The organism is Pseudomonas sp. 5Vm1k (assembly GCF_056161485.1).
On the sequence record NZ_JBSPCZ010000001.1, the window covers coordinates 668189 to 680558 of the forward strand.

Below are 12370 nucleotides of genomic sequence, written 5' to 3' on the forward strand. Positions count from 1 at the left end.
ATGACGGCAAAGCGACAGATCGTTCGGCGTATGCCGGTCGTCGTCCATCGTCTTCTTGCCCGTCTACGTTCTTGTTTTAATGGTCAGCTTCGCGGGGCCTGGGAACAACTTTCGCAACACCCCGAACGATCGCTGGATAATCGTGACGAGGGGCATTCTAAACACATCCGTTGAGGATTCGTGAACCGCCCGACCAGAAAAATGAGGCTACGCTAACGAGAACTGACCAGTCACGGTTGGACCTGTTGAAATTGCTGCGCAATTGGCACAGATTGGCTACCAAACAACTACAACAAAACATTTTGCCTGTCTTTCGACCAAGGAATTTACCCGGTCCGTCAGACATCTCCTTAAAGCCTGTGGGGAATGGACGAAATGTATGACCAAGGGGCTGCTGTTTGAAAAAGCGTCTGTTCGTTACGGGTCTGAGTGGATTCGTAGGACAACACATCCAATCCCGCCTGAAAGCTGAAGCCTCGGAATGGGAGCTGCTGCCTGCACCTTCCCGGTACGATCTCGGCGAGCCAGGCAGCCTCGAAGGCCTTTGGCCCGAGCTGCCCGACGCGGTCATTCACCTGGCCGGCCAGACCTTTGTTCCCGAAGCCTTCCGTGATCCGGCGCGCACACTGAACATCAACCTGCTCGGCACCCTGAATCTGCTGCAAGCACTCAAGGCGCGCGGGTTCAGTGGCACCTTCCTGTATGTCAGCTCCGGCGACGTCTACGGCCAGGTCAGCGAAGCCCAGCTACCCATCACCGAACTCCAGCCACCCTGCCCGCGCAACCCGTATGCCGTGAGCAAGCTGTCGGCCGAATTCCTGAGTCTGCAGTGGGGCGTGAGCGAAGGCTGGCCCGTGCTGGTGGCTCGTCCGTTCAATCACATCGGTACCGGGCAGAAAGACAGCTTCGTCATCGCCAGCGCCGCGCGGCAAATCATCCGAATCAAACATGGCCTGCAAGCGCCGCAACTGGAAGTCGGCGACATCGATGTCACCCGTGACTTCCTCGACGTCGGCGATGTGATCTCGGCCTACCTGGCGCTGCTGGAAAAAGGCACGCCGGGGCAGGTCTACAACATTTGCTCGGGGCGCGAGCAGAGCATCCGCAGTTTGATCGAACAGCTGGGGGACCTCGCCCAGGTCGACATGCAATTGATTCAGGACCCTGCGCGTCTTCGCCGCGCTGATCAGCGTCGCGTCTGTGGCAGCCATGCCAAGCTTGCCCTGGCCACAGGTTGGACCCCTGAAATCACAACACAACAATCCCTGCGGGCGATCCTGTCCGACTGGGAGAAGCGAGTACATGAAGAATGACAAAAAGTGCACTGATCACAGGGATCACCGGCCAGGACGGCGCTTATCTGGCCAAACTGCTGCTCGACAAGGGCTATAAGGTCCACGGCCTGGTAGCACGGCGCAGCAGCGATTCACGCTGGCGCCTGCGCGAAATGGGCGTCGAGGGCGACATCGTTTACCTGGACGGCGACATGGCCGATGCCTGCTCCGTGCAGCGCGCGGTGATCAAGTCTGCGCCGGACGAGGTCTACAACCTGGCAGCGCAAAGTTTCGTTGCCGCCTCCTGGGATCAACCGGTGACCACCGGCATCGTCGACGGCCTGGGCGTAACTCATCTGCTGGAAGCGATCCGCCAATTCAGCCCGCACACGCGTTTTTATCAAGCATCCACCAGCGAAATGTTCGGCCTGATCCAGGCCGAACAGCAGGACGAAAACACGCCGTTCTATCCGCGCAGCCCTTACGGCGTGGCCAAGCTCTACGGTCACTGGATCACCGTGAATTACCGCGAAAGCTTCAACCTGCACGCCAACAGCGGAATCCTGTTCAACCACGAATCCCCGCTGCGCGGTATCGAGTTCGTCACCCGCAAGGTCACCGACGCCGCCGCCCGGATCAAGCAAGGCAAACAAACCGAGCTGCGCCTGGGCAACATCGACACCAAGCGCGACTGGGGCTTTGCCGGCGACTACGTCGAAGCCATGTGGCTGATGCTGCAACAGGACAAGGCCGACGACTACGTGGTCGCCACCGGCGTGACCACCACCGTGCGCGAAATGTGCCGCATTGCCTTCGATCACATTGGCCTGAACTACCGCGACTACGTGAAGATCGACCCGGCATTCTTCCGCCCGGCCGAGGTCGATGTACTGCTCGGTAACCCGGCCAAGGCCCAGCGTGTACTGGGCTGGAAGCCAAAAACCGACCTGGACACCTTGATCCGCATGATGATGGATGCGGACATGAAACGCGTCGCCAAGGAGTAGGCCATGCTGATTCCTGTGATCCTCTCCGGCGGTGCCGGGACTCGTTTGTGGCCGGTGTCCCGTGAAGGGCACCCGAAGCCGTTCATGCTGCTGCCTGACGGCCAGTCGCTGCTGGGCAAGACCTATCGGCGCGCGGCGGGCTTGCTCGATGGTTGGGGCGACATCGTCACCGTGACCAATCGCGAGTATTACTTCCAGAGCAAGGATCACTACCAGGACGCGCAACTGGCTCGTCATCGCGGGCACTTCCTGCTGGAGCCAATGGGGCGCAACACCGCCCCGGCCATCGCCGCCGCCGCACTGTCGCTGCAAGCATTGCATGGCGACGAAGCAATCATGGTGGTGATGCCGGCCGATCATCTGATCGTCAATGTCGATGCCTTGCAGAGCGCGGTCGAGCACGCCGTGTCGTTGGCCAAGAGCGGTCACCTGGTGACATTCGGTGTGGTGCCGACAGCGCCGGAAACCGGCTTCGGCTACATCGAAACCGGCGCACCGCTGGACGACAAAGGCGCCGCCAAGGTCCAGCGTTTCGTCGAAAAACCCGACCTGCAAACCGCGACCCATTACCTGGAAAGCGGCAACTTCCTGTGGAACTCGGGGATGTTCTGCTTCTCGGTGGCCACGTTGCTGGCCGAGTTGCAGGTTCACGCCCCCGAATTGCTGGAACAGACCCGCGCCTGCATGGCCGTCAGTGCACCGGTGGAAACCGGTGGCTGCCTGCAACAGGAATTATCGCCGGTGCTGTTTGCCGAGATCACCGACATCTCCATCGACTACGCCCTGATGGAACGCTCGGACAAAGTGGTCGTGGTGCCCGCCGGTTTCGACTGGAGCGACATCGGTTCCTGGGGGGCGCTGGCAGCGCTGATACCGCCGGATGCGCAAAACAACCGCGCCAGTGGCGATGCGATCTTCGTCGACAGCCACAACAATTTCGTTCAAAGCGAAGGCCGGCTGGTCGCCGCCGTGGGTGTGGATAACTTGATCATCGTCGACACCGCCGACGCCGTGCTGGTGGCCCATGCCGATCGCGCCCAGGATGTGCGCCGGGTAGCCAAGCAGCTCAAGGACAAAAAGCACGAAGCCTATCGCCTGCACCGCACCGTCAGCCGGCCATGGGGCACCTACACCGTGCTCGAGGAAGGCACGCGCTTCAAGATCAAGCGCATCGTGGTCAAGCCCGGCGGCAAGTTGTCGTTGCAGATGCACCATCACCGCAACGAGCACTGGGTCGTGGTTGAAGGCATGGCCAAGGTCACCAACAACGGCACCGGCACCCACCTGGTGGCCAAGAACGAATCCACCTTCATTGCCGCCGGGCACAAGCATCGGCTGGAAAACCCAGGGGTCATCGACCTGGTGATCATTGAAGTACAAAGCGGCGAATACCTGGGAGAGGACGATATCGTTCGCTTCGAAGACCATTACGGCAGGACGGTTTGAATGCTGCTTTCCCTGTACCGCTCACTGTGGGGTTATCGAGGTTTCATCCTCGGTAGCGTCAAGCGAGAGTTCCAAGCGCGGTATCGCAATTCGTTGTTCGGTGCCCTGTGGACCGTGCTCAATCCGCTGTCGATGATCGTCGTGTACACGGTAGTTTTTGCCCACGTCATGCGCGCCCGCTTGCCGGGTGTGGATGACGGCATGGCCTACAGCGTCTACCTCTGTGCCGGGTTGCTGACCTGGGGCCTGTTCTCGGAAATCACCCTGCGTTGCCAGAACATGTTTCTGGAAAACGCCAACCTGTTGAAGAAAATCAGCTTCCCGCGGATCTGCCTGCCGGTGATCGTGCTGTTCAACGCCGGCATCAATTTCGCGATCATCATCGGGCTGTTTCTGGGCTTTCTGTTGATCACCGGACGTTGGCCCGGCATGGCCTTGCTGGCGCTGCTGCCGCTGTTGGCGTTGCAGGTGATGTTCTGCGCCGGGCTGGGAATGATCCTCGGCGTGTTGAACGTGTTCTTTCGCGACATCGGCCAGTTCTACGGTATTTGCCTGCAATTCTGGTTCTGGCTGACGCCGATCGTGTACCCGATGAGCATCCTGCCGGAATGGGTCCAGCGCCTGTTGCAACTCAACCCGCTGACCAACCTGATGACCAGTTATCAGAACCTGTTTCTCTACGGCCAATGGCCGGTGTGGAGTTCCCTGTTGCCGATCTTCGTGACCGGCGTGCTGTTCTGCGTGATCGGGCTGCGGCTGTTTCGCCAGCGGGTCGGCGAAATGGTGGATGAACTCTGATGGGGCACATACGCGTTACCGGCCTGGGCAAGGCCTACAAACAATACCCCACGCGCTGGAGCCGACTGGCCGAGTGGCTGATCCCGTTTTCGCCGATGCGCCACCGCCAGCACTGGGTGCTGCAAGACGTGGCCTTCGAGATCGCCCCCGGTGAAGCGGTGGGCATCGTCGGGGTCAACGGCGCTGGCAAAAGCACCTTGCTGAAGATGATCACCGGCACCACCCAACCGACCTGCGGCAACATCCAGCTCGAAGGCCAGGTCGCCGCCCTGCTGGAACTGGGCATGGGCTTTCACCCGGATTTCACCGGCCGGCAAAACGCCGTCATGGCCGGGCAACTGCTGGGCATGCACGTTGAAGAGATCGAAGCGCTGATGCCCGAGATCGAACGTTTTGCCGAGATCGGCGAGGCCATCGATCAGCCGGTGCGCACCTATTCCAGCGGCATGCAAATGCGCCTGGCTTTCAGCGTGGCCACCGCCCGGCGCCCGGACATCCTGATCGTCGACGAAGCGCTGTCGGTGGGCGACGCCTACTTCCAGCACAAAAGTTTCGACCGCATCCGCAGCTTCCGCAAAGCCGGCACTACGTTGCTGATCGTGTCCCACGACCGTGGTGCGATCCAGTCGATCTGCGATTCGGCAATCCTCCTGGATCGCGGTCGCATGGCCATGCACGACAAACCCGAAGCGGTCATGGATTACTACAACGCCTTGCTCGCCGAACGCGAGGGCCAGACCGTACGCCAGGAAATGCTCGCCGGCGGCCAGGTGCAAACCGTGTCTGGTACCGGTGAAGCCGGCATCCTCAGCGTGCGCCTGCTGGACGAAAACGAACGCTCCATCGATGCCGCCGAAGTCGGTCAACCGGTGGTGCTGGAAGTCCAGGTAGAGATTCGCCAGGACATCGAACGCCTGGTGCTGGGCTTCATGATCAAGGATCGCCTGGGCCAGGCCATGTACGGCATCAACACCCATCGCCAGGACAAAGCCCTGAGCAACCTGCACGCGGGCGACCGAGTGACCTACCGCTTTGCCTTCGTCATGGGCCTGGGCAAGGGCAATTATTCGGTGGCGCTGAGCCTGTCGCGACTGGACTCGCACCTGGACCGCAACTACGAATGGCGCGACTACGGTCTGGTGTTCCACGTCATCAATAACCGCCACGAAGACTTCGTCGGCTGCTCGTGGCTGGGGGCCGAGACCACCATCACCCGCACGGCCCGATCCATTTCCCAGGAGCGTACGTCATGACTCGCCTGCTGGTGGAATGTACCCACGTGTTTCAGCACCCCAAGGTCAACTCGGGCATTCAGCGGGTGGTGCGCAATGTCATCAATCAATTGCCGCCCAGTGTGGACGGCGTTGAGTGCATTGCGGTGGTGATGCTCAAAGGCAAACTCTACCGCGTGCTGAAACTGGGTTCGCTGAACAACCCATTGTTCGATGGCCTGATGGCCTTCGCCGGGCGGCTCGAACGCTTGGCCCATCGCTTCTGGCAACTGCACCAGCGGCTCGACAAGCGCTGCACGTCGACATTTACAAAGCGCGCGCTGTACGTGGCTTACCGCCTGACAGCGCTGGCCTGTTTCAGCGTGCCGTTGCGGCTGATCGATCAGGTCAACCAGTATCAGTTACCCAAGCGTTGTTCGCCGTTACAGCATCAGCCGGGAGATCAACTGGTACTGCTGGACTCGTCCTGGCACACCGATTTCTTCCCGTTTGCCGAACGACTCAAGCGCGATGGCGTGGGCATCGTCTCGGTGATCTACGACTTGATTCCCCTGACCCACCCGCAGTTCTACGACACGCGGCTGGTGCAGGTTTTCAACGAATGGTTCGACTGGATCACGCAAACTGCCGACGGTTATGTGGCGATTTCCGCCACGGTGCGCGATCAGGTACGCGAAGAATTGCAGCGCCGGGTCGGTCCGGCCAAAGCCGAGGCCTTATGGTTCGACTACTTCCACCTCGGCTCCGAACTGGACCTGAGCGAAGCCAGCGCCACCGTCGAACCGCGCCTGAGGCAGATGTTCGACACCCCGGAGCCGGTGTTCCTGATGGTCAGCACCATCGAGCCGCGCAAAAACCACGACTACCTGCTGGATGCCTTTGAACTCGCCTGGGCGGCCGGTTCGACGGCCCGGCTGTGCATCGCCGGGCGCATCGGCTGGAAGTGCGACGCCCTGCTCGCCCGGGTGCGCAACCATGCGCAGTTGAACAAGCGACTGTTCATGTTCAACGACCTGAGCGACACCAGCCTCGAATACGCCTACTCCCACGCCCGCTCACTGGTGTTTCCATCCTGGGTCGAAGGCTTCGGCCTGCCGCTGGTGGAAGCCATGCAGCGCGGCTTGCCGGCAATGGGCAGCGACATTCCGATCTTTCGCGAAATCGGCGGCGAGTTCATGGCCTACTTCGATCTGGCCCAACCGCAAACCCTGGCCGACCTGGTCGCACGCTTCGAGAGCAGCGGCCAATTCCCAGCGGCGCGCGGCGTCGCGGACTGGCAGTGGATCGGCTGGCGTGAAGCCAGCGCGCAACTGGCCGAACGCACCCTGCGCAATCTTCAACCGATGCCGGCAGTGGCAGAGAGGCAACATGCGAATTGCCCTTAACGCCCGCATCCTCCAGGCCCCACGTACCGGTATCGGTCACTACGTCGCCGAACTGGTGGGCGCGCTCGCCTGCGAACCGGACGTCGAGCTGTCGCTGTTCCACGGTTGGGGCTGGAGCACTTCGCTGCCCGAAGCGGCCATGCCCGGCTACTCGCGCCTGACGCCGTTGCTGCGGCAAATTCCCGGGGCTTATCAGGCCCGGCGCTGGCTGGCGCAGAAACGCTTCGATCAGGGTCGCTCACAGTCCATCGACCTCTATCACGAACCGAGTCTGTGGCCGCTGTCGTTCGACGGCCCGACGGTCATCACCCTGCATGACCTGACGCACCTGCATTACCCCGAGACGCAACCGCCCGCGCGCTTGCGTGAAATCGAGCGGCGCCTGGCCGATGGCGTGCAACAGGCTCAATTGATCCTGACCGATTCGCAGTTTATTGCGGACGAGGCACAAGCATATTTCGCACTACCGGCCGAGCGTTTCATCGTCGCGCCGCTGGGTGTTGCAGCGCGTTTCCATCCCCGTGAAGCAGCGGATATCGACGCGGTCCTCAAGGCCCACGGGGTCGAGGCGCGGGAATATTTCCTGTGCGTCGGCACCCTGGAACCACGCAAAAACCTGACCCTGGCGTTGCGCGCCCATGCCTTGCTGCCGGAAGCGCAGCGCCAGCAATTTCCACTGTTGATCGTCGGCATGGCCGGCTGGCAGCGCGAGCAATTCAGCGAAGAACTGCGTCAGGCACTGGCTGCCGGGCACGTGTGTTTGCTGGGCTATCTGCCTGACGAGCAAGTGGCGCAACTGTTGGCCGGGGCTCGGGCACTGATTTTTCCATCGATCTATGAAGGCTTCGGCCTGCCCGTGCTTGAGGCCATGGCCAGCGGCACGCCAGTCATTTTGGTTCGACATTCGGCGATGCCGGAGGTGGCGGGCGCGGCGGGCAACTACATTGAACCTGACGACCCTGTCGGCTTGCGCGATGCAATGAGCCGACTGATCGACGATAAAACGCATTGGCAGGCATGCCGAGAAGCGGGACTACAACAAGCGAAGCTTTTTTCCTGGGAGCGTTGCGCGAAGATCACAGCTCGCGCCTACCGTCAGGCTTTGGGAGGTTGAATGCGAGTTCTACATTTTTTCAAGACGTACCTGCCCGACTCCGTAGGTGGCATCGAACAAGTCATCTTCCAGCTCTGCGAAAGCGGCGCCCAGCATGGCATCGAGGGCCAGGTGCTGACGCTGAGTGCCGACCCGACACCGCCCGTGGTGAAACTCGGCCAGCACGAAGTGCATCGGGCCAAACTCGACATTCAGTTCGCCTCCACGGGGTTTTCCTGGAGCGTGTTCAAACAGTTTCGCGAGCTGGCGGCCGAAGCGGACGTGGTCAATTACCACTTCCCGTGGCCGTTCATGGACTTGGTGCATTTCGCCAGCGGCATAAACAAACCCTGCGTGGTCACCTACCACTCGGACATCATTCGCCAGAAACACCTGCTCAAACTCTATCGACCACTGATGAACCGCTTCCTCGCAAGCGCCGACCGCATCGTCGCGGCTTCGCCCAACTACCTGCACACCAGCGATGTGTTGCAGCAGTTTCAGGACAAGACCCGCGTCATTCCCTACGGTTTGAACAAGGCCGGTTATCCACAGCCTGACACCGAGCGCATGGCCCACTGGCGGCAGAAGCTTGGGGATAAGTTTTTCCTGTTCGTGGGTGTGATGCGCTACTACAAAGGTTTGCACATCCTGCTCGACGCCTTGAAAGACGTGGACTACCCGGTGGTGATCGTCGGCGCCGGGCCATTGGAAACCGAACTGCACGCCCAGGCGGCGGCGCTGGGGCTGCGCAACATTCACTTCCTCGGGCGTTTGGGGGATGAAGACAAGGTCGCGTTGCTGCAACTGAGCTACGCCATCGTGTTCCCGTCGCACCTGCGCTCCGAAGCGTTCGGCATTTCGCTGCTGGAAGGCGCGATGTACGGCAAACCGATGATCTCCAGCGAAATCGGCACCGGCACCAGCTACATCAACATCCACAACGAAACCGGGCTGGTGGTGCCACCGAGTAATCCACAGGCATTCCGCGAGGCCATGCGCACCTTGTGGGAAGACCCGGTGCGGGCGGCAGCGATGGGCGTGAAGGCCGAAGCGCGGTATCGGCAGCTATTCACCGCCGATGAAATGGGCCGCAAGTGGACGGAGCTGTATCAGGAGTTGCTGGAAGAGAAATCCCTGTCCTACGCCTGACTGCGTTTATGTGGGAGCGGGCTTGCTCGCGAAAGCGGTGGATCCGCCAGTATCAATGTTGAATGACACACCGCATTCGCGAGCAAGCCCGCTCCCACAGGGGTTTAGCGATGTGGCGCAGGTTTGGGCAGTTCCACGTTATCCAGCATCCGGTTCACCGCCAGTTCGGCCAGCATGACGATTTGCTGGATCGCCATGGCGGTGTGCCGGTTGGGGCCTTCCAAGTGGCCGGCAAAGTCGCTGGCCATGATGCTGGCCTGGGCCAGGGATTCGCAGGTGTGGGCCAACAGGTCCTCGTCCTTGATATCCGGTGCGACGGCGAACATCGTGCTGGGTTTGCGGGCGACGGGGGCTTTCAGGGCGGCGGGGTTCAGGTAGAAGTCGAGCGCGCGGTCGGCGGCTTCTTTGAGCTTTTTGGCGTCGAGGGCAGGGATTTCGGTTTCAGGGGGATTCGGGGTTGCTTTGAACATGGTGAAACTCCATTCAAAAATGTGGAGTTCGCCAGTACTGCGACCAAGCAGTAGGGTGGCGAACCGTACGCAGGTTGGTCGACCAGGGAATGGAAACCCGGCAGGGCCAAAGCCCTCCCACGCACAGCTCGCCATTAAGCATGCTTAAAAAGTGCGCCATTCTAAACCCGGGCGACCAAGCCCGGTCGCTGATTCTTCAGCGACACCCAAAGCCTATCCACCCCGTTTCCGACGGACAACCGTCAAAACCTGTCGGAAACATTCCCCGAAAATCACTCGGTCTGTAGGACTGCTTGAAGATCAAAAGATCGCAGCCTTCGGCAGCTCCTACATGGGATGTGTGTACACCCTGTAGGAGCTGCCGAAGGCTGCGATCTTTTCTATAGGTCCAACACCAATGGCTGCGAACTCTTGGCCGGAATCGCACAGCAAATCAGCACCTGCCCCTCCTCCGGCACCTCGGCCGGGGGTTGTGGATAATTCACCTGGCCGCTGATCAGCCGGGTTTTGCAAGTGCCGCACGACCCGCCGCGACAACTGAATTCCGGGCGCAAACCGCGGCTTTCCGCCAACTCCAGCAAGCTGCTGCCGTCCGGTTGCCAGCGCGCCTCTTTGGCTGAACGCTGGAACACCACGGGCACCGAAGTCGTCGCGGCCGGCGGTTGCTCGATGATGACGGCATCCGGGTCCAAGCGCCGACGCAATGTCGATGGGCCAAAGGTTTCGGCGTGAATCCTTGAATCGCGGATATCCAGCTCTCGCAGCCCGTCGTACATGCCTTGGGTAAAACTTCCCGGACCACACAGGACAAAGTCCAATTGATCGTAGTCCTCCACCTCAAGGATCGACTGCAACAACGCCATGTCGATACGCCCAGTCAGGTCAAAGTCTTCGCCTTCCCGCGCTTCGGGTTCCGGTTGGCTGAGCAGGCGCGTCACGCGAACGGTGTCGCCAGCCCCTTCAAGCAATCGGTCCAGCTCTTGGCGAAACGGTTGATCGGCCAAGGTCCGCGAGCTCTGGAAGAACCAGGTCGGCCGAATGTGCCGCGTGCGCCAGCCCTGATAAACCACTTCGCGCACCATCGACAGCAACGGCGTGATGCCCACCCCGGCCGCTAACAGCACCAACGGCCGACGCTCGTGGGGCGCCACGGTGAAATGCCCCTGAGGTGCGCGGGCTTCCAGCACATCCCCAACGCGGATCTGCTCATGCACATGGGAAGACACCAAGCCGTCACGCTTCACACTGATGCGGAAAAAGTCGTCGGACGGTGCACTCGACAGGCTGTAAGTGCGGATATGCGTTTCGCCGCCAATGTGAAAACGCAGCGGTAAATGCTGCCCGGCCTGGAACACCGGCAACCCGATGCCATCGGCAGGCTCCAGATACACCGAGCGAATGTTTTGGCTTTCGGCGTCGATACGCACCACCCGCAACGGCCGCCAGGCATCACCCAGGGCTTGAGCTTGCAGACGTGCGGCGGCTTGCTCCCAGGTGCCGGTCATCAAACTGTTGGGCGACATGCCGTCGAAACGCCAGCGCAGGGCCAGTGCCGCCGGCCGCCGCACCAGGCGTTCAACGTCAAACGTCCACAACCGCTCGGCGCCCTGAAAGGCTTCGACTTGCGGGCCGTCAAGGATGACGTCCGTGCGACCGCTGAGTTGCAGCAGATCGCCGGTTTTGAAATCGATGAACAGCAAACCGGCCCGTGGATTGATCAGCAGGTTGCCCAACGTGTTGAAAAACAGGTTGCCGGCAAAATCCGGGATCGTCAGGCGATTGCCTTCGATACGGACGAAACCGGGCTGGCCACCGCGATGCGAAACATCCACCGAGCGTTGGCCGTCGACGTCCACATAACTGGCGACAAAGAACGTATCCGCCCCAGCGATCATCGCTTTGGCCGCGTCGTCCAGCTCAAAAAGGTGCTGCGCCATGCGGGTCGAAGGATCCGCCAACGGCACTGAATGAAACTGCCGTAATTGAATGTATTGCGGGCAGTTGCCGAAGGACTGCTGCACCGAAACACCGAAGCCATTCGAGGTCAACGCCTCGACCCGGCCATTGAGACGGTTGCGGCGCCTGGTGTGCAATTCGATTCCGAGCAAACCAATGGCGTCCCCGGCGTGCAACTGCGCCGGGTCATCGGCGGCCGGCAGGCTGTCGAACTGCAAACCGGTAGGCGCAGGAGAATGCGCGAAGCCGGGTGGTCCTTCGAGGATGCTCGCCCACGGATCGCCGTTGGCATCCACCGCGCCGAACAGCATGAACGGCAGTTGCTGATAGAACTGGCGATGCTGGTCTGGCATCTCGCTGCGAATCACCCGACGGCCGAGGGTGTCCATGCGCTCGGCAACACCCACATGTTCCTGCATCTGCCGTTCACCAGCGTGCCACGGTGAATGTTCCATAACAGGACTCCTTCGGTGGAAGGTCAGGACGCGAACCTGTGGGAGCGGGCTTGCTCGCGAAGCGGTTGGGCATTCAACGTTGATGTCGACTGATCCACCGCT

The 12370-nt window shown here is 60.9% G+C and carries 10 protein-coding genes; 8 read left to right on the forward strand and 2 right to left on the reverse strand.

Annotated elements, in window-relative coordinates; genetic code table 11:
* The first annotated feature begins 398 nt into the window (after positions 1-398).
* The 8 genes from ACWIKB_RS03050 to ACWIKB_RS03085 are packed head-to-tail and all read left to right on the forward strand — an operon-like array spanning position 399 to position 9387.
* A complete protein-coding gene (locus tag ACWIKB_RS03050) occupies positions 399-1313 on the forward strand; it encodes a GDP-mannose 4,6-dehydratase (protein WP_475265260.1) in 915 nt (304 codons plus the stop codon).
* On the forward strand, positions 1310-2281 hold the full coding sequence (gmd, locus tag ACWIKB_RS03055; RefSeq protein ID WP_475265261.1) for a GDP-mannose 4,6-dehydratase: 972 nt from the start codon (positions 1310-1312) through the stop codon (positions 2279-2281). Before ACWIKB_RS03050 ends, gmd begins: the two co-directional genes overlap by 4 nt.
* A gap of 3 nt (positions 2282-2284) precedes the next feature.
* The gene (locus ACWIKB_RS03060) at positions 2285-3727 is read left to right on the forward strand and encodes a mannose-1-phosphate guanylyltransferase/mannose-6-phosphate isomerase (RefSeq protein WP_475265262.1); all 1443 of its coding nucleotides are present in this window, start codon (positions 2285-2287) and stop codon (positions 3725-3727) included.
* Positions 3728-4525, forward strand: a complete 798-nt coding sequence (locus ACWIKB_RS03065) for an ABC transporter permease (RefSeq protein WP_475265263.1) — start codon at positions 3728-3730, stop codon at positions 4523-4525. It abuts the gene before it with no gap.
* Entirely contained in the window at positions 4525-5778 is a 1254-nt protein-coding gene (locus ACWIKB_RS03070) for an ABC transporter ATP-binding protein (protein WP_475265264.1), read from the forward strand. Before ACWIKB_RS03065 ends, ACWIKB_RS03070 begins: the two co-directional genes overlap by 1 nt.
* Positions 5775-7142 (forward strand): glycosyltransferase family 4 protein, encoded by a 1368-nt coding sequence (locus ACWIKB_RS03075; RefSeq protein WP_475265265.1) that lies wholly within the window; start codon positions 5775-5777, stop codon positions 7140-7142. The genes ACWIKB_RS03070 and ACWIKB_RS03075 overlap by 4 nt, the downstream gene beginning before the upstream one ends.
* Positions 7126-8256, forward strand: coding sequence for a glycosyltransferase family 4 protein (locus ACWIKB_RS03080; protein WP_475265266.1), 1131 nt, complete (start codon positions 7126-7128; stop codon positions 8254-8256). The genes ACWIKB_RS03075 and ACWIKB_RS03080 overlap by 17 nt, the downstream gene beginning before the upstream one ends.
* Positions 8257-9387, forward strand: coding sequence for a glycosyltransferase family 4 protein (locus ACWIKB_RS03085; RefSeq protein ID WP_475265267.1), 1131 nt, complete (start codon positions 8257-8259; stop codon positions 9385-9387).
* Between the two features lie 104 nt (positions 9388-9491).
* On the opposite strand, the gene ACWIKB_RS03090 is transcribed toward ACWIKB_RS03085, so the two are convergent.
* Both ACWIKB_RS03090 and ACWIKB_RS03095 read right to left on the reverse strand, forming a co-directional pair.
* Complete coding sequence (locus ACWIKB_RS03090; RefSeq protein WP_475265268.1) at positions 9492-9857, reverse strand: DUF6124 family protein; 366 nt, start codon at positions 9855-9857, stop codon at positions 9492-9494.
* 380 nt (positions 9858-10237) lie between these two features.
* On the reverse strand, positions 10238-12268 hold the full coding sequence (locus ACWIKB_RS03095; protein ID WP_475265269.1) for a pyridoxamine 5'-phosphate oxidase family protein: 2031 nt from the start codon (positions 12266-12268) through the stop codon (positions 10238-10240).
* Positions 12269-12370: the final 102 nt, after the last annotated feature.

What these genes read in the sequence shown, in the direction of transcription:
- ACWIKB_RS03065 (WP_475265263.1), top strand. Translation starts at nt 3,728, where the DNA reads ATGCTGCTTTCCCTGTACCGCTCACTGTGGGGTTATCGAGGTTTCATC.
- ACWIKB_RS03095 (WP_475265269.1), bottom strand. Translation starts at nt 12,268, where the DNA reads ATGGAACATTCACCGTGGCACGCTGGTGAACGGCAGATGCAGGAACAT.
- ACWIKB_RS03075 (WP_475265265.1), top strand. Translation starts at nt 5,775, where the DNA reads ATGACTCGCCTGCTGGTGGAATGTACCCACGTGTTTCAGCACCCCAAG.
- ACWIKB_RS03060 (WP_475265262.1), top strand. Translation starts at nt 2,285, where the DNA reads ATGCTGATTCCTGTGATCCTCTCCGGCGGTGCCGGGACTCGTTTGTGG.
- ACWIKB_RS03080 (WP_475265266.1), top strand. Translation starts at nt 7,126, where the DNA reads ATGCGAATTGCCCTTAACGCCCGCATCCTCCAGGCCCCACGTACCGGT.
- ACWIKB_RS03090 (WP_475265268.1), bottom strand. Translation starts at nt 9,857, where the DNA reads ATGTTCAAAGCAACCCCGAATCCCCCTGAAACCGAAATCCCTGCCCTC.
- ACWIKB_RS03085 (WP_475265267.1), top strand. Translation starts at nt 8,257, where the DNA reads ATGCGAGTTCTACATTTTTTCAAGACGTACCTGCCCGACTCCGTAGGT.
- ACWIKB_RS03070 (WP_475265264.1), top strand. Translation starts at nt 4,525, where the DNA reads ATGGGGCACATACGCGTTACCGGCCTGGGCAAGGCCTACAAACAATAC.
- gmd (WP_475265261.1), top strand. Translation starts at nt 1,310, where the DNA reads ATGACAAAAAGTGCACTGATCACAGGGATCACCGGCCAGGACGGCGCT.